Annotated in this window: 22 protein-coding genes; 17 read left to right on the forward strand and 5 right to left on the reverse strand. The window is 48.4% G+C overall.

What is annotated here, in order from left to right:
• Positions 1–5 precede the first annotated feature (5 nt).
• Together E1919_RS12855 and E1919_RS12860 are read right to left on the reverse strand one after the other, a co-directional pair.
• Positions 6–1,106 carry an MlaD family protein gene (locus E1919_RS12855; protein WP_162053807.1) on the reverse strand — a complete coding sequence of 367 codons (1,101 nt, stop codon included), beginning with the start codon at positions 1,104–1,106 and terminating at the stop codon, positions 6–8.
• Positions 1,107–1,122: 16 nt separating this feature from the next.
• Positions 1,123–1,905, reverse strand: a complete 783-nt coding sequence (locus E1919_RS12860; protein WP_162053808.1) for an N-acetylmuramoyl-L-alanine amidase family protein — start codon at positions 1,903–1,905, stop codon at positions 1,123–1,125.
• 71 nt (positions 1,906–1,976) lie between these two features.
• On the opposite strand from E1919_RS12860, the gene E1919_RS12865 reads away from it, so the two are divergent.
• The 9 genes from E1919_RS12865 (at position 1,977) to E1919_RS12905 (ending at position 10,570) form a co-directional block, all read left to right on the forward strand.
• Positions 1,977–4,670 carry a putative LPS assembly protein LptD gene (locus E1919_RS12865; RefSeq protein ID WP_162053809.1) on the forward strand — a complete coding sequence of 898 codons (2,694 nt, stop codon included), beginning with the start codon at positions 1,977–1,979 and terminating at the stop codon, positions 4,668–4,670.
• Between the two features lie 79 nt (positions 4,671–4,749).
• Positions 4,750–5,568: a 3-methyl-2-oxobutanoate hydroxymethyltransferase gene (gene panB, locus E1919_RS12870; RefSeq protein ID WP_162053810.1), complete on the forward strand. Its 819-nt coding sequence runs from the start codon at positions 4,750–4,752 to the stop codon at positions 5,566–5,568.
• Between the two features lie 74 nt (positions 5,569–5,642).
• Positions 5,643–6,320, forward strand: a complete 678-nt coding sequence (locus E1919_RS12875) for an RluA family pseudouridine synthase (protein ID WP_162053811.1) — start codon at positions 5,643–5,645, stop codon at positions 6,318–6,320.
• Positions 6,321–6,477: 157 nt separating this feature from the next.
• Positions 6,478–7,257, forward strand: coding sequence for an acyl-CoA desaturase (locus E1919_RS12880; RefSeq protein ID WP_162053812.1), 780 nt, complete (start codon positions 6,478–6,480; stop codon positions 7,255–7,257).
• A 220-nt stretch (positions 7,258–7,477) separates the two neighbouring features.
• Positions 7,478–8,032: a 30S ribosomal protein S16 gene (locus E1919_RS12885; protein WP_162053813.1), complete on the forward strand. Its 555-nt coding sequence runs from the start codon at positions 7,478–7,480 to the stop codon at positions 8,030–8,032.
• 11 nt (positions 8,033–8,043) lie between these two features.
• Complete coding sequence (gene rimM, locus E1919_RS12890) at positions 8,044–8,622, forward strand: ribosome maturation factor RimM (protein WP_162053814.1); 579 nt, start codon at positions 8,044–8,046, stop codon at positions 8,620–8,622.
• Positions 8,622–9,299, forward strand: a complete 678-nt coding sequence (gene trmD, locus E1919_RS12895) for a tRNA (guanosine(37)-N1)-methyltransferase TrmD (RefSeq protein WP_162053815.1) — start codon at positions 8,622–8,624, stop codon at positions 9,297–9,299. The genes rimM and trmD overlap by 1 nt, the downstream gene beginning before the upstream one ends.
• A gap of 170 nt (positions 9,300–9,469) precedes the next feature.
• Positions 9,470–9,823, forward strand: a complete 354-nt coding sequence (gene rplS, locus E1919_RS12900; protein ID WP_115563533.1) for a 50S ribosomal protein L19 — start codon at positions 9,470–9,472, stop codon at positions 9,821–9,823.
• Positions 9,824–9,982: 159 nt separating this feature from the next.
• Positions 9,983–10,570: an inorganic diphosphatase gene (locus tag E1919_RS12905; protein WP_162053816.1), complete on the forward strand. Its 588-nt coding sequence runs from the start codon at positions 9,983–9,985 to the stop codon at positions 10,568–10,570.
• Between the two features lie 298 nt (positions 10,571–10,868).
• On the opposite strand, the gene E1919_RS12910 is transcribed toward E1919_RS12905, so the two are convergent.
• Complete coding sequence (locus E1919_RS12910; protein ID WP_162053817.1) at positions 10,869–11,567, reverse strand: DNA repair ATPase; 699 nt, start codon at positions 11,565–11,567, stop codon at positions 10,869–10,871.
• Between the two features lie 215 nt (positions 11,568–11,782).
• On the opposite strand from E1919_RS12910, the gene E1919_RS12915 reads away from it, so the two are divergent.
• The 3 genes from E1919_RS12915 to E1919_RS12925 all read left to right on the forward strand — a co-directional run bounded on the left by E1919_RS12915 (position 11,783) and on the right by E1919_RS12925 (position 13,912).
• Positions 11,783–12,190 (forward strand): 6-pyruvoyl trahydropterin synthase family protein, encoded by a 408-nt coding sequence (locus E1919_RS12915; RefSeq protein ID WP_115563529.1) that lies wholly within the window; start codon positions 11,783–11,785, stop codon positions 12,188–12,190.
• Positions 12,153–12,863, forward strand: a complete 711-nt coding sequence (folE, locus tag E1919_RS12920; RefSeq protein ID WP_237144326.1) for a GTP cyclohydrolase I FolE — start codon at positions 12,153–12,155, stop codon at positions 12,861–12,863. Before E1919_RS12915 ends, folE begins: the two co-directional genes overlap by 38 nt.
• Positions 12,864–12,991: 128 nt before the next feature.
• Positions 12,992–13,912, forward strand: coding sequence for a TIGR01777 family oxidoreductase (locus E1919_RS12925; protein WP_162053818.1), 921 nt, complete (start codon positions 12,992–12,994; stop codon positions 13,910–13,912).
• A gap of 181 nt (positions 13,913–14,093) precedes the next feature.
• Here the strand turns inward: E1919_RS12925 and E1919_RS12930 are convergent, their stop codons facing one another.
• The gene (locus tag E1919_RS12930) at positions 14,094–16,424 is read right to left on the reverse strand and encodes a penicillin-binding protein 1A (RefSeq protein WP_237144328.1); all 2,331 of its coding nucleotides are present in this window, start codon (positions 16,422–16,424) and stop codon (positions 14,094–14,096) included.
• A gap of 191 nt (positions 16,425–16,615) precedes the next feature.
• Between E1919_RS12930 and E1919_RS12935 the strand changes: the two genes are divergently transcribed.
• The 4 genes from E1919_RS12935 (at position 16,616) to E1919_RS12950 (ending at position 19,683) form a co-directional block, all read left to right on the forward strand.
• Entirely contained in the window at positions 16,616–17,122 is a 507-nt protein-coding gene (locus E1919_RS12935; RefSeq protein ID WP_162053820.1) for a hypothetical protein, read from the forward strand.
• Positions 17,123–17,328: 206 nt separating this feature from the next.
• Positions 17,329–18,114 (forward strand): class I SAM-dependent methyltransferase, encoded by a 786-nt coding sequence (locus E1919_RS12940; protein ID WP_162053821.1) that lies wholly within the window; start codon positions 17,329–17,331, stop codon positions 18,112–18,114.
• 166 nt (positions 18,115–18,280) lie between these two features.
• Positions 18,281–19,156, forward strand: coding sequence for a UbiA family prenyltransferase (locus tag E1919_RS12945; RefSeq protein WP_162053822.1), 876 nt, complete (start codon positions 18,281–18,283; stop codon positions 19,154–19,156).
• Positions 19,157–19,209: 53 nt separating this feature from the next.
• A complete protein-coding gene (locus E1919_RS12950) occupies positions 19,210–19,683 on the forward strand; it encodes a hypothetical protein (protein ID WP_162053823.1) in 474 nt (157 codons plus the stop codon).
• Between the two features lie 135 nt (positions 19,684–19,818).
• Here E1919_RS12950 and rho read toward each other — a convergent pair whose 3' ends face one another.
• A complete protein-coding gene (gene rho / locus E1919_RS12955) occupies positions 19,819–21,579 on the reverse strand; it encodes a transcription termination factor Rho (protein WP_162053824.1) in 1,761 nt (586 codons plus the stop codon).
• Between the two features lie 283 nt (positions 21,580–21,862).
• Between rho and serS the strand changes: the two genes are divergently transcribed.
• Positions 21,863–23,137, forward strand: coding sequence for a serine--tRNA ligase (gene serS / locus E1919_RS12960; protein ID WP_162053825.1), 1,275 nt, complete (start codon positions 21,863–21,865; stop codon positions 23,135–23,137).
• Positions 23,138–23,398 lie beyond the last annotated feature (261 nt).

Below are 23,398 nucleotides of genomic sequence, written 5' to 3' on the forward strand. Positions count from 1 at the left end.
AAGATTTAATTCGCTTTTACCGAATTGGCTTTGGCAGGTTGTACAGAAGCCCCTGCTCCTATAACCGGCACCGCAGGTACCGGTACATACACTGTGTCAGGCACTGTCCGGAATTCTTCCGGGTTCTGCTCCTGCATCTCTTTTACATCTTCCAGAGACACCACACGGCCTGTTTCATCTACTTTATACTTGTCTTTGCGGCCAAAAACAGAGAAATTCACATAACGCTTCGGATAAGCCTGTATATCGCGCAGCAGCGCATTGAGTGCTGCCGTAGAGCTGTTCAGGTTTTCATACAGCGCCTCGTTGTTTATTAGTTTCCCCGCTGTGCCCTGGCTGGTGTTGAGCTTAGTAGCAACTGCATCCAGCTCTGCCACAGCGCTATTCGCATTTTGCACCAGTTGGGTAATCTCCAACTGCTTCAGCGTGTCTGTGATATCAGCCATGTTAAGGGCTAGCCTATTAATGTTGCGTTCTGTCTGCTGCAGAGAAGCCGTAAGCGCGCTAATATTAGAAGTTATCTGGTTTATATTCTCTTGGTTAGCCCGAAGTATCTCGTTGATGGCCGCGGTGGTAGCCTTTGTGTTAGCCAGAATATCCTCCACATTGCCCTTTGCTTCGCTTTCCAGCATCCTGTTCACGCGGGCAAGTGTGGTATCTACTTTATCTATTACCGGTACCGTTTTAGTAGATATGATGTCCGCTATGCTACTCTCCTCATAGGCTATCAGTCTTTCGCCGCCATCATACAACGTGGTACTGTTACCCAAGTAAAGCCTGATTGCCTTCCCGCCTAAAAGGTCAGAGTTAGCGAGAGCCGCAATGGTAGAGTCCCCTATATTTAATTCTTTCAATACATCCAACTGTACCTGTATGTGGTTCCCCTGGTCTGGCAGCAAAACCATTTCCTGTACCGTTCCTACCTTAATGCCGTTCAGCATCACGGGGTTAGACGTTGACAGACCGTCCACATTGTCATACACCACATAATAGGAGTTGGTGTCGGAGAATATGTCAGAGCCTTTCAGAAACATAAAGCCAAAGTACAGGATAACAATGGCTGCTATAGCTAATAAGGCTACTTTTACTTCTTTAGAAATCTTCACGTAAGAGCGTTTAGTATTAGTTCATGATTTCCAGTTCCTTCTTATATTCTTTGAAGGCCCGGTATATCCCTGATGCCATATACGTTTGCCCGGTTTTATCGTTAAGGAATTTCTCTTCTTCAGGATTTGTCAGGAATCCGCACTCAATAAGCACACTCGGCATATAAGACTTCCATAGCACTAAAAAGGGAGCCTGCTTCACGCCCCGGCTTTTACGCCCCACCCTGGTGCGGAACTCGCTCTCAACCTTATCGGCAAAGCGAAGGCTGTTGTCGATATAGGCGCTCTGGTGCAATGTGAACAGGATGTGGCTCTGCGGCGAGTTCGGGTCAAAGCCGCTGTAGTTTTCCTTGTAGTTATCCTCCTGCAAAACCACAGCGTTCTCACGCTTGGCTACCAAAAGGTTGCCTTCAGACTTCTGAATACCCATGGTATAGGTTTCTGTACCGTAGGCTGTGGCAGGCCCGGAGTTTAGGTGAATGGAGATAAACAGGTCGGCGTTGTTCTTATTTGCAATGCCGGCGCGGTCTATCAACTCAACAAAGTTATCATCCTTGCGGGTATAGACTACTTTTACATCGGGCAGGTTCTGCTCAATGAGCGCGCCTACCTGTAGGGCGAGTTTAAGGGCAACATCAGCTTCATGCGACATCTTTCCGTTACACCCCACATCTTTCCCTCCATGCCCTGCATCAATTACTACCGTACGCAGTTTATAATTTCTCTTAAATTCCAGTGTATTGGAAGAACAGAGCAGCAAAACGATAGCCAGAAACGAAACTACAACAATATTTTTCACAACTTTCGTTAGTTAAAAGTTAAACAATAACTTTGTACAAAATAAGTAAACTTTTAGGGAACTCTGAAGATTTGCGCCACTTTTTAATTTTTTTACTGCTGCTGCCTTTCGCCTTGCTTACGCCTTTGCTGGTGGAGGGACAGGTATTGCAGCAAACACCTGTTGCAGGGCAGGATACCACGCTTGCCGCACCAGATTCTGCAGCCCTCTCCGCACCGGACTCTGTAGCACTCTCCGCTCCGAGCGGGGATATCGCAACAACAATCAAATATGCTGCCAGAGACTCCATCCTATTTGACGTAGAGCGAGAGGTGGTATACCTCTACGGTGATGCCAAGATTAACTACGGCACCATGTCGATGGAGGCCGCTTATATTGAAATAGACTACGAAACCAATATGCTTACGGCTACCACCCTCACCGACTCAACCGGAAAAGAGGTGGGTGTACCTGTGTTTACAGACGGAGGCGAAACCTACGCAGCTAAACGCATTGCCTACAACTATAAAAGCAGGCGGGGGCGCATTTCTGAAGTAGTAACGCAGCAGGGGGAGGGTTATATACATGCGGAGGTGGTAAAAAGAAACGAAAATAACGAGTTCTTCGGGTTACATTCCCGCTATACCACCTGTAACCTGGAGCACCCGCACTTTTACATCGGCTCCCAAAAATTCAAAGTGATTCCGAACGACAAGGTGATGTCGGGTCCGTTTAACCTCGTTATTGGGGATATACCAACGCCACTGGGCTTTCTGTTCGGCCTCTTCCCAACCCCTAAGACGCAAAAAAGGTCGTCGGGTATACAGGTGCCCAGTTTCGGGGAAAACACGCGGGGCTTTTACCTGCAGGACCTTGGCTACTACTTTGCCTGGAACGACTACATCGGTACGCTGGTACAGGCAGACATTTACTCGCTGGGCGGGTATAACGTAGATACCAAAACAGATTATGTAAAGCGCTACAGCTACAGAGGGTCGTTCGGCTTTGACTACAATTATTTAAAGAACGACGAGGCGGACATAGCCTACAGGGCCAGGTCAACAAATGACAATGTCCTGCCGGAGTCACAACGCACTTTCTGGATAAACTGGTCGCACACGCCGGTGCAGAAGCCTGGCCGCGGCCGTTTCTCAGCCAATGTGCGGGCAGGTAGCCAGTTGCACCAGCGCGTAAACTATACTAATACGGCCAATTACCTGTCGCCATCATTCAACTCTTCTATATCGTACCAGAAGACGATCCCGAACTCACCGTTCAGCTATACTATAAACGCGCGCCAAGACCAGAACACCACCACCGGCAGGATGAATTTCGTGCTTCCTGACCTGAGTTTGAGTATGACGACGGTAACCCTTTACGAACTTTTCAGTGATGCGCCCTCTACCGGTGCCTGGTACGAAAACTTCACGATTGGCTATAACGTGCGGGCCCGTAACGAAATCTCAAACTTTCTTCCTGCACGCTCTTTTCCAGGGCTGAGCAGCAATAGATTAATTGGCGAAACAGTAGCTGACACTATTCCCTTAAACTTTAACAACCTGCAGGAACTCTGGGAAAACGGCAGAAGGGAAGCCAACCACAATTTGAGCATCGGCCTTGGCAACTATAAAGTTTTCCGCTTCTTTAACTTTTCACCGAGTGTAAGCTATGGCGAGACATGGCTTGACGAGAAGTACACGTTCAGCTTTGACCCGGATGCTCAGAGAGTAGATATTGACACCACAAACTTTGGCCGGGTGTATCAGTATGCCGCAGGCGCCTCGCTCAATACCACTATTTACGGTACCGCCTATATCAAAGGAAAACGCGTGGAAGCTATCCGCCACCTTATCAGGCCAAGTATCAGCTACAACTACCGCCCTGACTTTGGCGATGCCCGCTTTGGCTTCTATCAGGATGTATTAGTCGGGGCAGAACCAACGACTAACCTGCCGCTGTACCAAACACTGCCGCGTTTTAGAACCGGGGTGCCAGGCTCCTCCCTCAGCAGTGCGATGGGTTTTTCCATAGACAACAACATCGAGATGAAGGTGCGCTCCAAAACGGATACCGCAGAGACCAAGTTCGAAAAGGTGACACTCATTAACAACCTGAGACTAAGCTCCGGCTACGACTTTGCGGCAGACTCTTTTAAACTTGCCCCTATCCGCCTCACGATGAACACCCGCCTCTTTAAACTGGTGGATGTTACCCTAGCCTCAAGCTTTGACCCTTACAGAATTAACACCAATAATGCAGGTGTTTCCAGAAGAGTAGACGAATATTACTTCGACATTACAAAGCTCCGGTTGGCAAGGGTAACCACTGCAAACCTGAACCTGCGCACCAACCTGAACCCGACAGCAAGAAAAACGGAGACTACCTCTCCTACTAACCTGCCCGCCCTGCAGCAGGACATAGACCCTTTGCTGCCTAGCTATATTGATTTTAAAATTCCATGGACACTGGCACTGGATTATACGTTGTCTTACAACCGTGGCCTTACCAACATTGTAGACATCAGACAGACCTTTGGCATGAATGGCACCCTGGGCTTAACGGAGATGTGGCAGCTATCTTATAATGCTCAATACGACTTCGTAAACAATAACATTGCGCACGCCAATATAAACATCCACCGCGACCTGCACTGCTGGGACATGAGCATCGGCTGGGTTCCTTTCGGAATCATGCGGGGCTACAACATCACTATTAACGCCCGCTCAGCGCTCCTGCGCGACCTGAAGCTTACAAAGAGAAGCAGAGGCTCCGGGCTCTACAGATAAGAATGCAAGACAGCCACCCCAAAAGTGGCTGTTTTTGTTTTTAGATTTTATAGCTTTACAGCCTAAACCTGTATCAACTATGTCTGTTCATAAAAGCGACGTAAAGAAAATAACTACGCACCAGCTGCAGAACATGAAGGAACGCGGCGAAAAGATATCGATGCTCACCGCGTATGATTTCTCGATGGCGACCATCCTGGATGCTGCCGGCACAGATGTGCTGCTGGTGGGCGACTCTGCCTCTAACGTGATGGCAGGCCACGAAACAACACTGCCCATTACGCTGGATCAGATGATATACCATGCTTCCTCTGTAGTGCGGGGCGTTAGCAGGGCTTTTGTGGTGGTAGATCTGCCGTTTGGATCTTACCAGGGCAACTCCTCCGAGGCATTGCGTTCCGCTATCCGCATTATGAAAGAGTCCGGGGCGCACGGTATAAAGCTGGAAGGCGGTGCCGAAATAAAGGAGTCGGTTACCCGCATTCTGAGTGCAGGCGTGCCGGTGATGGGCCATCTGGGGCTCACGCCGCAGTCTATCTACAAATTCGGCACTTATACCGTACGCGCCAAGGAAGACGCGGAGGCACAGAAGCTTATGGAGGATGCACAGCTGCTGCAGGAACTGGGTTGCTTTGCCATTGTACTGGAGAAAATACCTTCGGAACTGGCCAAGCGCGTGGCGGAGACGCTGACAATCCCAATCATAGGCATTGGTGCCGGGCCAAATGTGGACGGGCAGGTACTGGTAGTGCACGACATGTTGGGCATCAACAAAGAATTTAAACCCCGCTTCCTGCGCCGCTACGCCGACCTGCACACCATTATGACAGATGCTGTGATCAACTACATCAAAGACGTGAAGAGCCTGGACTTTCCGAACGAGAAGGAAGCGTATTAAGTTAAAGAGTTAGAGAGTTATTTCATTGAAATCAGGACTGCTCTTTCTTAACGTTTGGTCTGCCCTGCCCCATCATGATGCTGGAAATTTTATATGAGGATAACCATGTGCTGGCGGTGAACAAACCTGCAGGGCTGCTGGTGCACGGTGATGAGACAGGCGACACCACGCTGGCTGACCTGGCCAAGGAATATATAAGAGAGAAGTATAACAAGCCGGGCAATGTATTTATAGGCGTGGTGCACCGCCTCGACCGACCCGTAAGCGGCGTGATACTGCTGGCCAAAACCTCAAAAGCCCTGGCCCGCCTCAATGAACTCTTCAGGAGCAAGAAAACAAAAAAAACATACTGGGCCGTGGTGCAGAACAGGCCGGCACAGGAAGAGGGAACACTGGTGCACTGGCTTGTAAAAGACAGCGCTAAAAACATCACGAAGGCTTACGCCAAGGAAAACAAAAGCGGACAGCGCTCCGAACTGAACTATAAGCTCCTGAGTGCGCAGCAGAACAAGTATCTGCTGGAGGTAAACCCCATCACAGGAAGGTCGCACCAGATACGGGTGCAACTTGCTTCCATGCGCTGCCCTATTCTGGGTGACCTTAAGTATGGGGCTCCGCAGCCCTTGCCAGATAAGAGTATCGCCCTACATGCGCGCCAGTTGCAGTTTGAACATCCTACGCTCAAAACACCTGTAACAGTAAGTGCTCTGCCGCCACAGAATGCCACCTGGGCACCTTTCCGGCAACTGTAGACAATATTAAAAAATGATTTTAATCATTTTTCTGAACTTTTACCCCCTCTTCTCTATTTTACATTCGATTCGTGTTGTAAATTTGCAAAAGTGCATGGCCCGGTTATGGCAACCAGCCTTACAGCAGACTTAAATAATCATCATTATTCATAAATTAATGGCCGTACTCATTTTCCTAGTAGTGCACTGGTATCTGTCGCTTTTCGCGCAGACTTTTTACCTGCACCGTTATGCCGCTCACAAAATGTTCACGATGAACCCGTTTTGGGAGAAGGCTTTTTACCTGCTGACTTACCTGGCGCAGGGCTCGTCTTTCCTTTCGCCGCGTGCTTATGCTATTTTGCACCGCATGCACCACGCTTTCTCTGACACGGAGCGCGACCCACACTCACCGCATTTCTCTAACAATGCGTTCACGATGATGTGGAAGACAAAAGAAATTTATAACAACGTACTGCATAACCGTGTGGAGGCAGAGCGTCGCTTTGAAGGCGATTACCCGGTATGGCCTGCACTAGAAAAAGTAGGCGACTCATACTACTCCAGAATAGGATGGGGCGTGTTTTACGTGTTGTTTTATATTGCCTTCGCGACACAATGGTGGATGTTCCTGCTGCTGCCCATCCACTTCCTGATGGGGCCTATACACGGTGCTATTGTAAACTGGAGCGGCCACAAGTATGGCTATCAGAACTTCGACAACAACGATAAATCAAGAAATTCGCTTTTCTTCGACTTCCTGACAGGCGGTGAACTGTTCCAGAACAACCACCACAAGCTGCCTAACCGCGTGAACTTCGGCGTGAAGTGGTGGGAAGTAGACCCAACCTGGCCAATTATCTGGACACTGAACAAGCTCCACGTCATCAAACTGAAACCAGCAAAGGTGAAAGCAGCAACAAGAGCAAAAAGCAAAGACCGCAGCTTAACTGTATAAATTAAGAAGCCCTCCTGCAACGGAGGGCTTCTTTTGTGTAGGAGCAGGTGGTTTGTGAGTTTAAAGTAAAAGCTTCGCTACTGATGCTACGCAACTGAAATTCTGGCGCATACGCCGCACTAAATTCAGATAAGTTTGTAATTATTAACATATAAATTCTTACCTTTGCGGTTCTAAAAACTGGCGGACGGGATCCGCCGACATAAATTTTATATACAAAATGGCAGTAAAAATCAGACTGGCCCGCAGAGGCCGCAAAAAATCAGCTATCTATGATATTGTAGTAGCAGATGCAAGATCACCACGTGATGGTAAGTTCATTGAGAAACTGGGTACTTACAACCCGAACACTAACCCTGCGTCTATTGACTTCAGCGAAGACAAGGCGTTTCAGTGGTTAATGAACGGTGCACAGCCTACTGACACTGTAAAGGCAATGCTTTCTTACACTGGCGTACTTTACAGAAGACACCTGCAAATTGGTGTTATCAAAGGTGCTATTTCTCAGGATACTGCTGATTCTCGTCTGGCAGAGTGGAAAGAAGCGAAGCAATCTAAAATTGAGGACAAGCGCCAGACTGTTGGTTCTGCTAAAGAGGCTGCCAAAAAAGCTGCTTTTGATGCTGAAACAAAAGTGAAAGAAGCGCGTGCCGAGGCTATCCGTCAGCGTGAGGCTGAGAAAGCGGCTGCCAACGCTCCTGCTCCTGCTGCAGAAGAAGAAGCTCCGGAGGCACCTGCTGCCGAAGGCGAAGCTACTCCGGAAGAGCAAGCATAAATTATACTGCCATGAACATTGATGACTGCTTTCAGTTAGGCTTTATCGTCAAAACCCATGGCACCAAGGGACAAGTGGTCGCGTTTTTTGATGTAGACTACCCCGAGGATTATGAAGATTTGGAATCAGTTTTCCTTGAGCAAAAGGGAAGACTGATTCCTTTTTTTATAGACACCATGGAGCCGGTGCAAAAAGGCCGCTTTATCATCCGGTTCGAGGACATCAAAACCATCGAACAGGCCGAAGCGCTGCGCAACACTGCTGTTTACCTGCCCCTCGATGAGCTGCCGGAACTGGAAGATGATCAATTCTACTTCCATGATGTGATCGGATACCAAGTTGTAGACCAGAACTATGGCCCACTGGGTATTGTGAAGGAATTTTACGACCTGCCCCAACAGCAGCTAATGGCCATGGAGTACCTGAACCAGGAGATGCTGGTGCCGGTGATTGACGAGGTGTTTCTGCGCGCAGACCACGAGACAAAGCAACTGCACGTGAACATGCCGGAAGGCCTGCTGGAAGTATATACCCAGCCGGGTGGCCCAGACGAAGCCGACGATAAAGACGATTCGGAAGAACAACAATAATGCGTTTCGACATCATCAGCTGCCAGCCAGACCTGTTGGACAGCCCCTTCAGCCATTCTATTTTAAAACGTGCGCAACAAAAAGGACTTGTGGAAATCCACGTTCATGACCTGCGCAAGTATGCCGTGAACAAACACGGCCAGATAGATGACTATGCCTTTGGAGGAGGTGCGGGCATGGTGATGATGATTGAACCAATTGACAAGCTCTTGTCCGAACTAAAGGCGGAGCGGACGTATGATGCCATCATCTATATGACGCCAGACGGACAGACGCTGAACCAAAGAACCGTAAATCAGTTTTCGCTGCTGCAGAACGTAGTTATTTTGTGTGGCCATTACAAAGGCGTGGATGAGCGCGTGCGGCAACACTTTGTGACCCACGAAATCAGCATCGGCGATTATGTGCTGTCAGGTGGTGAGTTGGGTGCGGCTGTGCTGGCAGATGCCATTATCCGTATTATACCCGGTGTGCTGAATGACGAGTCTTCGGCGCTGACGGATTCTTTTCAGGATGGGCTGCTGGCTCCGCCTGTCTATACCCGGCCAGCGGAATATAAAGGCATGCAGGTGCCGGAGATACTGCTTTCCGGAAACAACCCGAAGATTGAGGAGTGGCGTTTTGAGCAAGCGGTGGAACGCACAAAGCAGCGCCGCCCCGACCTTTTGGACGACTAAAGTAGCAAAATAAACACTGCTGCGAGGCTTTTAGAGCTACGAGCCTTACAGTCATAGGGAAAAGGTAGCTAAAAATTATATTTTTTTTCTGCAGATATTCTTATGTAAGAAATAATTACATATCTTTGCAGTCCGAAATTTGAAGAAGATACTTTAAGAACATAGCCATCATGAGCGAATTAATTAAATTTTTTGAGCAGGAATCTACAGACAAGCGTGCCTCTTTCCCAACCTTCCAGGCGGGCGATACTGTAAACGTACACGTAAGAATCCGTGAGGGTAACAAAGAGCGTATCCAGCAGTTCCAGGGCGTAGTTATACAGCGTAAGAACGTTAATACTAACGGCGAGACTTTCACTGTAAGAAAAGTATCTAACCAGATCGGATTAGAGCGTATTTTCCCTTTGCTTTCTCCATCTATTGAGCAAATCGACTTAGTAAGAAGAGGTAAAGTAAGAAGAGCCAGACTGTACTACCTGAGAGGTCTGCAGGGTAAAGCTGCTCGTATCAAAGAAAGAAGATAAAAATACCTGTTTTCATAATTACGATAGTTTTAGTGAAAGAGGAGCCGACTAACGTCGGCTCCTCTTTTTTATTGCTATGTGTTTGTTACAGGCTATACCTTTACTTTCCTCTCCGGCACAGGCTGCTTATCTTTGTAGTATCCTAAATCAATAAAGCAAATGATGAGACGCTACATAAACCTATACCTGCCCCTGCTCGCACTGCTGCTTTTCTCCTGCCAAACAGACTATGCCGAACTGCCTGCCTACAATGGCAAAAAGCAGCTACAGGCGGTAATAGAGACACCCGCTGGCAGCAACCACAAGCTGGTGTATAGCCGTAAAAAGAAGGAGTTTGTAAACGATAAGGATGCGGACATGGACCGCGTAATCGACTTCCTGCCCTATCCTGCCAACTTCGGCTTTATCCCATCCACAGAAATAGACCGCAACGGCAAAGGTTTGGAAATACTGGTACTTTCAGAACGATTAGAGACAGGTGCTGTGGCAGAAGTGGTACCTGTGGGGCTGATACAGCTGGAAACAGCCGGAGAACTGCAGCACATTGTGGTGGCCGTACCGGCAAGGCCCAGCGAGCGCCGCATTGACGCTACCAACTACGTCGCCCTCAGCAAAGAGTATCCCGCTGTTAAAACCATTTTACAAAACTGGTTCGCCAACTACAACCCCGCCGCCCGAACAAGCTTCGTATGCTGGCGCGACGAAAAATTTGCAGACAAAGAAATTCAGCGCTGGATGAAATTGTAAGGTATCGAAAGCCTCATCAATGAAACAAGTCTTCAGCTAGCTGAAGCAGCAGATTCCCCGCCTTGGACTCTAAAGGGGGCCCCTGTACCTCCAGGAGGGGTTAGGGATGGTTTGACCCGGTAATTTAAGAAACGGAGACAAGGATGTCCCCGACAGTTTGGTTTCGGACATAGATGTCCAAAACAGCATATATCAAGCTTTAGCTACTAGCCAACATGATCCTCCCAAGATGATAAAATCAGCGCACCCGCTATATTTGCAAGTATAGCGGGTGCACTCCTTTAGACTTGAATAAAATTTACTTTATCGCCTTCAGCTTATCTCTTACCGCTTCTACCGACTTCTCCATATCCTGCACCTGCTGCCGGCTGACTTCCTGCTGCTTCACATTGTGCTCCACATTCAGCTCCAGCTGTTTCAGTTCCTCGGCGTTTCGTACCAGTTCAGCCTCAAGGTCCTGCTTCCGCTGCCTGTTTTTATCAATTTGACTCTGGATGCTGTTAGCCTCCTTCACTACCCTATCCTGCTCCGACTTGGTGGCGCGCAGCACTTCCTCCGCTTCATTTATCTGGCGCAACACATCCTCACGGTACAGCTTGCGGGCAAAGCCGCGCAGAAAGCTTTCGGCAGCGGCATGCTCCTTTGGTGTGGCATCTTTGTCCACATACGCCACGCCCATATCAAGGGTCCACCAGATATTACTGCCCTGTGCATTGCTGCCAACCAGTGAAATTACCCGTAACGGAGTGCTCGAAATTGTATCAATAACAGCACCTTCTACTGTTAAAACACCCTTGCTGCTTTTTACTCGTCCAGCTTTTTTGCTCAGGTAGTCTTTCCAGGCTTTCTCGGTTGTTTTAGTGTCTATATGCACCGAAAGCTGCTGTCCACGCCTGATTACCCCATTTACCTCCTGCTCTTTTTCCACAACCTGCACCATTTGTGCCTGGCAAATTCCCGAAATCAGTAAAAACACTACAAGTATAATTCTTCTCATCAACTACGGCTTTATTGTACTATTTATCTTTAATCCCACCTCTAAAATAAGTAATCAGGTGGAGAAAGTGTGTGTGCATGCGAAATTAATTTCACCTGAAATTGGTTTGGGTTTCTAGGTAGGTACATTAACTTTGTAAACTTATGGCTTCCGCAGTCTAAAATGGTTTTGCCCTGCCGCCGAACAAACATACAGCTGTTGTTGTTGGAAACACTATGAAAGTAACCATTTGCCGAAAAGAACATTTTAATGCTGCCCACAGGCTCCACAACCCTGCCTGGACCGATGAAAAAAACGCTAAAGTGTTCGGCCTGTGCAACAACCCCAACTACCACGGCCATAACTATGAGCTTTATGTGAAGCTGACTGGTGCCGTGAATCCTGAAACAGGCTATGTGTACGACCTCAAAAAGCTGAGCGATCTCGTAAAACAGGAAGTGGTGGATAAGTTTGACCACAAGAACCTGAACCTTGACACAGAGGAATTCAGGGACCTGAACCCAACCGCAGAGAATATAGCAGTGGTAATATGGGAAAAGCTTCGCACGAACATCAGCACTGAGTATGAATTAGCCGTAACACTTTATGAAACAGAAAGAAACTTTGTGGAATACAATGGATAACCACAACAAAGATATAGATATAGACAGAGACGAGGAGGCAATGGATGACCACGTGATGAGTTCGCTGGATACTCCCCTGCGCTCTGATGCATTCGACCTCTCTAACGCAGAGAAAGTCGAGATCATCAAAGGGCACTTCCACGAGATCATGCACACTTTGGGCCTCGACTTAACAGACGACAGCCTGAAAGGTACACCGCTCCGCGTAGCCAAAATGTACGTTAATGAAATTTTCAGCGGTCTGCACCCGGATAACAAGCCAGTGGCGCGCCGTTTCGAGAACAAGTACAAGTATCATAAAATGCTGGTGGAGCGCGATATAACAGTTTATTCTTCCTGCGAGCATCACTTTGTGCCGATTATCGGGAAAGCACACGTTGCCTACATTCCCAATGAACACGTCATTGGCCTCTCCAAACTGAACCGCATTGTACATTACTATGCCCGACGCCCACAAGTGCAGGAACGTATGACGATGCAGATAGCCAATGAACTGAAGCAGGCCCTGCAGACAGAGAATGTGGCTGTGATGATTGAAGCGGACCACCTGTGTGTGATGAGCCGTGGCGTAGGCGATGTAAGCAGCAGTACGATAACTGCAGAGTATTCCGGCCTTTTTGACCAGCAGGAATACCGCACTGAATTCTTAGGACACATTCGCAGCAAGAGTTAATTCCTCACCTTGCACCACTGGCTTTAGCAATTAAGCCCCTTATTTAACTCCTAAGCAATATTAAAAAACTTAAATATACCTGTATTGCGTATAGGAGAAGCAATGCCTAAACATGCTCAATAATTATTATGTCTGGTAAAATATTAATTACAGGTGGTTCGGGATTAGTCGGTATGCGTCTTTCAGAGATGTTGATCGACCAGGGCTATGAAGTAGCCCACCTGAGCCGAAACCCTGATAAGGTCTCCAACTATAAGACTTTTAAATGGGATGTGAAGGAAGGCACTATCGATGAGAACGCCATTACCTACGCTGACTATATTGTTCACTTGGCAGGAGCCAGTCTGGCATCTGATAAATGGACAGAAGACCGCAAGAAAGAAATCATCAACAGCCGAGTAAAAAGCGCTAACCTGCTTTACAACGCCATGAAAAGTTCAGAGCACCACGTAAAAGGGTTTATCTCTGCATCGGGCGTTGGCATTTACGGCGACTCCGGCGACCAGTTGATGTCTGAGGAAAGCACTGCCGGTGACGATTTTCTGGCTGATGTTTGTCAATCTTGGGAAGCTTCTGCCTGGCAGATGCACGAGCTTGGCTTACGCACCGTTATCATGCGGCTAGGCATTGTGTTAAGCACCAAAGGTGGCGCTCTACCGCAGATGGCAAGACCTGTAAAGATGATGGCTGGCGCTCCGTTAGGCTCTGGCAAACAGTACATGTCCTGGATACACTTGGACGACGCCTGCCGCCTGTTTATAAGCGCCATAGAAGACCCACAGTTTGCAGGAGTATATAATGCTGTGGCACCGCACCCTGTTACAAACAAGCAGTTTATGAAAGAACTGGCAGAAGCGATGAAGAAGCCGCTCGTGCTGCCCAAGGTGCCTGCCTTTGCCATTAACCTGATGATGGGGGAAATGAGCGATGTGGTACTGACAGGCCAGCGTGTAAGCGCCAACAAAGTGTTACAAACCGGCTTTACCTTTGAGTATAACTATTTAGAAGAGGCCCTGGAGTCTTTTTATGAGAAGAATGCGAATGGGTAAACATTTACTAAAGGACAAAAGAATAAAGACAAAAGATGAAGGAGTTCTCCCGGTTTGAAAACGGTTGAAGAATTTCGGGATAGAAGGTGCGATAGAAAATTTTTCCACTTCATAATCTAAACGAAAGGGCCAGCTACAAATAGCAGGCCCTTCCGTTTTATACTATTCCGCTCAGGTGGTGCTATAGAATATTGCCTCCCACATTCAGTAGCTCCAGCATCTCATCCAGTGCAGTTGAATCCGGCTCCACCTGCTTTGGCAGCACTGTGGTGCAGTTGTACTTTTTGCTTACTTCAACGGTTGGCCCCGGGAAGCGGCCCTTAGTATAGCCAAGGTCTTTGTCCTTATAGATTCTCTCCATGTACAGGCCAAACACAGGCAAAGCTGTTTTAGACCCCTCGCCTAACTGCGATGTACGGAAGTGAATGCTTCTGTCTTCACCGCCTACCCATACACCAGTCACTAAATCCTTCGTAACACCCATAAACCAACCGTCAGAGTGGTTGGAGGTGGTACCGGTTTTACCGCCTATCTCATTGCCATTCCAAAGGTCATACTCCCACAGCGCCTGCGAAGTGCCCCCTGGCTCTTCAATACCCCCTTTCAGCATATGCATCATCAGGAAAGCAGTTTCTTCGCTCAGCACCTTCTTCTGCTTCGGCACAAACTGATGTATGAGGTTTCCATTTCGGTCTTCGATACGGGTAATAAACATGGGTTCTGTATGAAAGCCTTGGTTGGGAAAAGTGCTGTAGGCGCCCACCATATCGAAAATAGAAACATCGCTTGGGCCCAGGCCAATGGAAGGCACCTCCTGCAGCGGACTCGTGATACCCAGGCGGTGAGCATACTTCACTACTGTCTCCCATCCTACCCGCTCGGTGAGCTGCGCTGTTACCGAGTTTACTGATTTACCCATGGCACGGCGCAATGTCATAGGCGCACCGGTATACTCCCAGTCGGCATTGGTTGGCGACCAGTCCATCTTCTTCCCGTTCTCTACATAGTTGATAGTGATACGCTGGTCCACAATCTTGTCGCAGGGAGAATAGCCGTTATCAATGGCGGCCACATACACAAATGGCTTAAAGGTAGAACCGGGCTGGCGACGTGCCTGTTTTACGTGGTCGTACTTAAAGTATTTGAAGTTAATGCCACCGACCCAGGCTTTTACATGGCCAGAGAAAGGGTCCATCGTCATCATGCCGCCATGCAGGAAATGCTTGTAATATGCCAGCGAATCCAGCGGGCTCATTGTCACCTTCTTTTCCAGAGAGTCATTGTCCCAAGTAAACACCATCATCTCGCGCGGGGTGTTCAGCTCTTTGTTGATGGCAGCCTCATCATTCCCATGCTTTTCCTTCAAACGCTTGTAATAATCAGTACGCTTGATGGTTTCTTCTATAAAGCCGGGTATTTCGCGGTCTTTGGCATCCACCCAGGGGTTCTTGCCCTCCCAATGGTTATCGAAACGACGCTGGAGTGTACGCATGTGCTCCTCCATCGCCTCCTCTGCATGGGCCTGCATCCTGGAGTCAATAGTCGTGTATACCTTCAGCCCGTCGCGGTATAGGTCATAGCCGTTCTCCTTCGTCCACTCTTTCAGGTAATCTGCCACGGCACCTCTGAAGTAGGTGGCAGGGCCATCATAGTGATTTTCTACCTTGTATTCCAGCACCAGGGGTAGCTGGCTCAAAGAGTCTGCCTGGGCAGCCGTGATGAAATCATACTTGGCTAACTGCCCCAGCACAGTATTGCGGCGGCTTGTGGCATTTTCCGGATTAAACCTGGGACTGTAATAGGTAGGAGCTTTCAGCAGTCCTACCAGCACGGCCGCCTGCTCTGTTTTCAGGCTATCAGGTGAAGTATTAAAGAAAGTCTTGGAGGCGACCTTTATACCAAAAGAGTTAGAACCGAAATCCACTGTGTTCAGGTACATCGCCAGGATTTCTTCTTTGGTATAGCGCTGCTCCAGCTTAATGGCAGTCAGCCATTCCTTTGTCTTCGCGATGATAAGGCTTACCCCTGGTATATGCCCCAATACACCTTTTGTATCCGCAGTACGTGTTTTGTAGAGGTTCTTGGCCAGTTGCTGGGTAATGGTACTGGCGCCGCGGGCGTCGCCCTGTAAGCTGCCGTAAACAGCCGACATAATGGCGGCAGGGTCAATGCCGGAATGCTCGTAAAAGCGGATATCTTCTGTGGCAACCAATGCCTTGATAAGCATAGGCGACAAGCTGTCGTAGCCTATGGGGCTGCGGTTTTCCTTAAAGTACTTCCCAATCAGTTTCCCGTCTGAAGTATAGAGTTCAGAGGCCATATCAGACCGGGGGTTTTCCAGCCTGTCGAGGCTTGGCGAGGAGCCAAAAAGGTAGAACAGGTTATTGTCCACACTCAGCAGGTACCCCAGCACAAAGGCGAAACCCAGGAAGAAGACTTTCCAGACAAAGCCTATCACGCTCTTATATACTGGCCTCTTCGGCTTTTCTATTTTTTCTTGCTCTTTCAGCATTGTCATCAAACAGAGGGCACCCTCTTTAAATTCCCGCTCACGCTCTTACAAACGACTGCAAATATACCTTTTGTACACAACAACTAAGATTTAACAGTTCAAAACTTAGTGAAGCTGCAGCAAAACACCCGTTCTTTTGTGGCGGCTGCCTATCTTTGTGTTATACGCTATTCCCAAAAACGTACCGCCTCATGCAACAAACACTACAGCAGGCTTTAGACAGAATGAAAGGACTGCCACTCACAAAAGCAACCCGAAATGAGCTAGTGCAGTATTTCCACTTTGGCAGCACACACTATACCACCTCGCAGGGCCTGGTGCTTGACATTGGAGAGCTCACGCTGGCCGTAAGCTGCCCTTGGGAACTGCAACAGCAAGAGGGTGCCGCTATCAAACATAATGAGGTTTTCATGCGCAAGCGCGAAGCCGGCCTCCCCTCCACAAAGTTTGACTGGAAGGTACCAGGTGCTAACCTGCGCGACCAGCGCCTGCTGGAACTTGTGAAGGAAAGCAAAAACCTGGTAGTGGAGCGCGTAGAGCTACTGGAAAACTTTGGATTGGCAGTACAATTTGCCAGTGGCGCTACACTCACCGTCTCCCCTGATGCTGCCAAACCGGCAGAGGAGTACTGGCAGTTGTTCAGCAATACCGGCGATGGCCTGAAAGCCGGGGCTGGCAAAGACGGATATATTCTGTAAATCAAAATATGCATCATCGGATCTCCTTATATCTGGCGTAGTCATTCTAGAAGAATTAACAGCGCTGCTCTGGCTGAGGCTGACCTGTTAAGTTTACAGGCAAAAAGGCTGCTAATGAGAAATAACCTAAATACACAAGCGAGACTCTCTGTTACCATAGCAACCTTTCACGTGGCGGCATAGTATGGTTTTACAAAGCAGCCGCCTTGAACGTACGCCTTCAACTTATCGAACTGGAAGACCAAAAATGGTTTCCGCACGTCATCCGCCAGGGGATGCTGGATTTCCTGCGCTTCATGATTTCAAAGCTGGGAGCCTATAAGCCCGCCTTACCCCTGTTACAGGAGCTCTTAGAGCGCACCAGGCAGCGCCACATCACCGATTTGTGTTCTGGTGCCGGGGGCGGCATAGAAGGCGTTCAGCAGGCTCTAAGCCAGCGCATGGGCACCACCATCCGCGTCACCCTTACGGACCTCTACCCTAATTTAGGCGCATACAGGTACCTGCAGCAAACGTCAGGAGGTGCGCTTGATTTTATACCGAAGCCTATTGATGCTACTGCTGTGCCTGAAAGCATCACGGGTGTGCGTACAATATTTTCGTCTTTCCATCACTTCCCTCCTCCCGTTGCAAAGGCCATACTGCAGGATGCAGCCAACAGCCGAGCGGCTATTGGTGTTTTTGAAGGAGCCAATAAAAGCTGGTTGGAAGTAGCCACGCTGTGGCTGTTCTTTCCGGTGATGATAGTGGTGGTGACCCCCTTTATCCGGCCGTTTAAGTTCAGCAGGCTCTTTTTCACTTATATCATTCCACTTATTCCATTGGGTATTATCTGGGACGGCACTGTGTCGCTTCTTCGGATATACACGCCGCAAATGCTGCACCGTATCACAAAAGAAATAAATACCCCCAACTATACCTGGCGCACCGGTAAGGTAGGCGCCCGACTTGGCAAGCACGTCATTTACCTTATAGGATATCCTGAGGATTAATTTTCAGCAATCAAAAGCAGAATGATTGAATGCCGGAATGAGTTAAACGCTTTTTAAATTTGGACAACACGCTTGCTTGTAAAAACATAAGTCTATGAAGAAAGCTGCCTTTTAAAAGGAGCCATACTGAACATGCATCACATCATCAATTAATGTTGCCTGATAAATGAATAGCTACCGAAGTGCCCTCACGCTGATGCGTATTCCTTTTTCTATCTACCTGATGCCCATCTTCTGGTTCGCATTAAGTACGGTGGTGGATTATGAGGTTTGGCGGGCAGTGGCTGTGTTTCTTATTCTGCACCTGCTGGTATACCCTGCTAGCAACGGCTACAACTCCTACTACGACCGGGACGAAGGCAGTATAGGAGGCCTTAAGCATCCACCCAAGGTAACACAGCAACTGATGCACCTTGTGCTGCTCTTTGATATGTTGGCTGTCGTGTTGGGCATTGTTCTGTCGCCGTTGTTTGGGGCTCTTGTCGCCTTATACCTGCTTATTTCAAAAGCTTATTCTTACGAAGGCATTCGCCTGAAGAAGTATCCGGTTCTCAGCACCTTTGTCGTCACTTTTTTTCAAGGGGCTTTTACCTATGTGATGGTGCAGGTGGGTATTGGCCTTTCCCTGGCAGAAGTACTGCAGACACCAAATGTATGGTTCGCACTTGTTAGCACCCTTTTTCTCTGTGGATCCTATCCCCTCACCCAAATCTATCAACACAAGGAAGACAGCAGGCGCGGAGACCGTACGCTGAGCTTGATTTTGGGTGTAAAAGGAACTTACCTCTTTGCAGCCATTAGCCTTGCCCTCGGTTCAGCGCTGCTTCTTTACCTGTACTTCACAACAGACCAGGTACGGAACATCTTTATCTTCTTAATCTTTACTGCTCCTATCCTATACTTCTTTACAGGCTGGATGATGAGGGCGCAGAAAGACCTGCGGGTTGTAAACTATGAAAACACCATGCAGATGAACAAAATATCCTCTCTTTGCATCAGTTTGGCCTTTATCTCCATCATTGTGGCAAGGGTGTATCTGTAGATGGCAAAACTTCTGTTTGCGGTATCGTATACAGGTAAAACTATATTACAATTATGAAGTTTCTTTATGCTGTAATTGCCGGCCTTGCCGCCACTGCCGCCATGACGGCGTTTTTATACCTGCTTTCCTACGCCACGCACCGGGTTATGAAAGTAACGAAGATATTAGGCACAATGCTGCTGTCCCGCACCCAGCCGGACGGAAGCCTTTCGGATGCAGGAAGCACCAGAACCGTTGGCAACATTGCGCATTATGCCGTAGGTATTTTCTTTGCCTTAATGTACCTGGCGGCATGGAACTCCGGTGTCGGCCTGCTCACCGCTTCCTGGGGATTATTTCTTGGCCTGGGTCATGGCATCATTGCGATGGTGGTTTGGTATTTCTTTTTTATGGTGCACCCCAAGCCTCCGCTCCTGAAGCTAAGAACCTACCTCTCTAGACTTATTCTTGCCCATGTAATTTTCGGCTTTGTTGTTACCTATACTTTTCACCTGCTTACAGAACCTGGATATAACTTTTGGCAGTAGAATCTATGTAACAGTATGCACTTCCTTATCTACCTTTATTTATATATGAAGCCTCGCTTTGACTTGAACTGAAGCACAACAGCCCGCTTACCTTTCGGCAAGCGGGCTGTTGTTATAAATGATGCTAAACTAAACTTAGCCGTTCATCGAAATCAGGAATTCTTCGTTGCTCTTGGTTCCCACCATTCTGTCTTTCAGGAACTCCATAGCTTCTATAGAATTCATGTCGGACATAAACTTGCGCAGGATCCAGATACGGTTTAGTTCGTCTTTGTCCATAAGCAGGTCTTCGCGGCGAGTACCGGAAGCAGGCACATCGATAGCAGGATACGTACGTCTGTTCGCAAGTTTGCGATCCAACTGAAGTTCCATGTTACCGGTACCTTTAAATTCTTCAAAGATTACCTCATCCATTTTAGAGCCAGTGTCAATCAAGGCTGTGGCGATAATGGTAAGCGAGCCACCATTCTCCACATTACGGGCAGCACCAAAGAAGCGCTTCGGCTTGTGCAGCGCATTGGCATCCACACCACCTGATAATATCTTTCCAGAAGAAGGAACAACTGTGTTATAGGCACGGGCCAGACGGGTAATCGAGTCCAGCAAAATAACCACATCATGGCCGCACTCTACCATGCGCTTGGCTTTGTCCAGCACAATGCTCGACACCTTCACGTGGCGCTCAGCAGTTTCATCGAAAGTAGAAGCAATCACCTCTGCATTCACACTGCGTGCCATATCGGTTACCTCTTCCGGACGCTCGTCGATCAACAGGATCATCAGGTATACTTCCGGGTGATTTTCAGAGATAGCATTAGCTATTTCCTTTAACAACACCGTTTTACCTGTCTTTGGCTGTGCTACAATCATACCGCGCTGGCCTTTACCAATCGGGGCAAAAAGGTCCAGCACACGTGTTGAAATCTGGCTTGGTCTTGTAGTCAGTTTCAGGCGCTCCTCAGGGAAGAGTGGCGTCAGGTGCTGGAACGGAATACGGTCACGAATCTCCTCTGTGGTGCGTCCGTTTACCGTCTCCACCTTTAGCAGGGCAAAGTATTTCTCGCCTTCTTTCGGCGGGCGAATCTGTCCTTTTACTGTATCGCCAGTTTTAAGGCCGAAAAGCTTTATCTGTGACGGCGATACATAAATATCATCCGGAGAGGCAAGGTAGTTATAGTGCGTGGAACGCAGGAAGCCATACCCATCCTGCATCAGTTCCAGCACACCTTCGTTCAGGATGATGCCATCAAATTCTTTAAAATTAGTGCTGCTTGCTGTCTGCTGTTGCGTGTTACGGCGCGAAGCAGGCTCATTGCGTTCACTGCGGCTATCATTACCGCGGTTATCATTGCGGGAGTCTCTGTCGCTTCGATCACTGCGGCTGTCATTACCACGGCTATCACTGCGGGAGTCTCTGTCGCTTCGGTCGCTGCGGCTGTCTCTGTCGCTACGGGCATCTCTGCTATCGTTGTTACCTCTGTCTTTGCTCTCATCACGAGGCACACGCTCGCGATGGTTCTGAGAACCATGGTCTTTGGTTGGGGCCGGAGCCGGTACTGCAGCGGTGGCTGTAGCAGTTTCGCTGCGTGCTGCTGTCTGCTCACGGGTAGGACGTCTTTCTCTTTTTGCAGGAGCAGGCCTCGCAGGAGCAGGTGCTGGCGCTTCCTCTACAGCAATTGCACTTTCAGGCGCTTCAACCTGGTCAGGAGCGGCACTACCAGCGGCAGACTTGTATTTCTTTGGTAATTTTTCAGTAGGGGTAACGGCTTGCTGATCAAGGATCTTATATACAAGGTCTTGCTTGCTTAGCTTCTTAAAGTTTTTGACACCTAAGTCCTCAGCAATTTCCTTGAGTTCTGAAAGAAGTCTATCTTTCAATTCATCAATATTATACATAAATAATGGTATGGTAGTTTATTAACCTGCCAGTCCGCACTAGAGCGAACGCAGCGAGAAATCTGTTATCAATCAGGAAAAATAGAATAGGTTGCGAAAGAGTCAGAGAGGCACAGGGAAGAGCCTTCATCAATTGTAACGCAATGTTATTGCAATGCCTTATAATTAACAAATATTACGGAGTATTTAATAAAAAAAGTTTCAGTTTTATGCGAAAAGATTTCGAAAATGCCTCTAACTCCTCAAAAAAGTATATTTTTGTGCGTATACATAACACCTAACTATGCTACAGTTAACAGTTTTAAGAGAGCAGACGGCACAAGTAATTGAAGGTCTGAACAAGAAAAACTACAAAAATACGGCCGAAGAAGTGAATACTTTGCTGGAACTTGACCAGCAACGGCGCCAGGTACAAAGCGAGCACGACGAACTTCAGAGCAGAGCAAACTCTATTTCCAAAGAAATTGGTGTGCTGATGAAAAGCGGCGAGCGTGAGAAAGCAGAAGCCTATAAATCCGAAACTTCCGAACTGAAGCAGAAAACAAAATCGCTGGCAGATCAACTGTCCTCTTTAGAGGAACAAATGCAACAAGCTTTGTACAAGCTGCCGAACCTGCCGCACGAGAGTGTGCCTGAAGGTAGAACAGCAGAAGACAATGAAGTAGTTCTCCAGCATGGAGAAATTCCGGATTTATTTGAGGGTGCACTCCCGCATTGGGAGCTGATTCAGAAGTACGACATCATCGATTTTGAGCTCGGCAATAAAATTTCCGGGGCAGGTTTTCCTGTTTATAAGCGACAGGGAGCACGTTTGCAGCGCGCCCTCATCAATTTCTTTTTAGATGAGGCCATTAAGGCGGGCTATATGGAGGTGCAGCCGCCTATCCTGGTGAACGAGGCTTCCGGTTATGGCACCGGCCAACTCCCTGACAAGGACGGCCAAATGTATCATGCAACGGCTGATAACCTTTACCTGATTCCAACGGCAGAAGTGCCCATCACAAACATCTACCGCGATGTTATTCTGCCCACAGACCAGCTGCCTGTTAAGAATACCGGCCACACCCCCTGCTTCCGCCGGGAGGCTGGTTCGTGGGGTGCCGACGTACGCGGCCTGAACCGCCTGCACCAGTTCGACAAGGTGGAGATTGTACAGGTAACGCTGCCGGAGAAATCGTATGAGGCGCTGGAAGAGATGAGCCAGCACATACAGGGCCTGTTGCAAAAGCTGGAATTGCCTTACCGTGTGCTGCGCCTGTGTGGCGGCGACATGAGTTTTACCGCTGCCCTTACCTTTGATATGGAAGTATACTCTGCTGCTCAGTGCCGCTGGCTGGAAGTGAGTTCTGCCTCTAACTTTGAGACCTATCAGGCAAACCGCCTGAAGCTGCGTTACAAAAACGACTCAGGCAAAACACAGCTGTTGCACACGCTGAACGGTAGTGCCCTGGCCCTGCCACGCATTGTTGCCGCTTTACTGGAAAACAACCAGACACCAGATGGTATCGTCATGCCAAAAGTGCTGCATCCTTACCTCGGGTTTGAGAAGATTGGTTGATTTAAAGATTTGCTTACTTAGAGATGATGATCCACAAGCCATACAAAGCAGAACTGCCGCTGAACTACAGATTCAGCGGCAGTTCTGCTTTAAGATTTAGGTGCCGTATAATGTTCGCCGTTGTTGGTGTTTTCACCATAGCCGTCAGGCTAAGGAGTTGTGCAAAGCTATAAGTAGCTGTAGCTTTGCAGGATGGAGGTAAGTGTAGAAGGATTATTAGAAGGCAAGGAGGAGTTGCTCGAGCAGCTGCAGTCCTTTTTC

Origin of the sequence: Pontibacter pamirensis, assembly GCF_010015475.1 — a bacterium.
GTDB classification, from domain to species: domain Bacteria; phylum Bacteroidota; class Bacteroidia; order Cytophagales; family Hymenobacteraceae; genus Pontibacter; species Pontibacter pamirensis.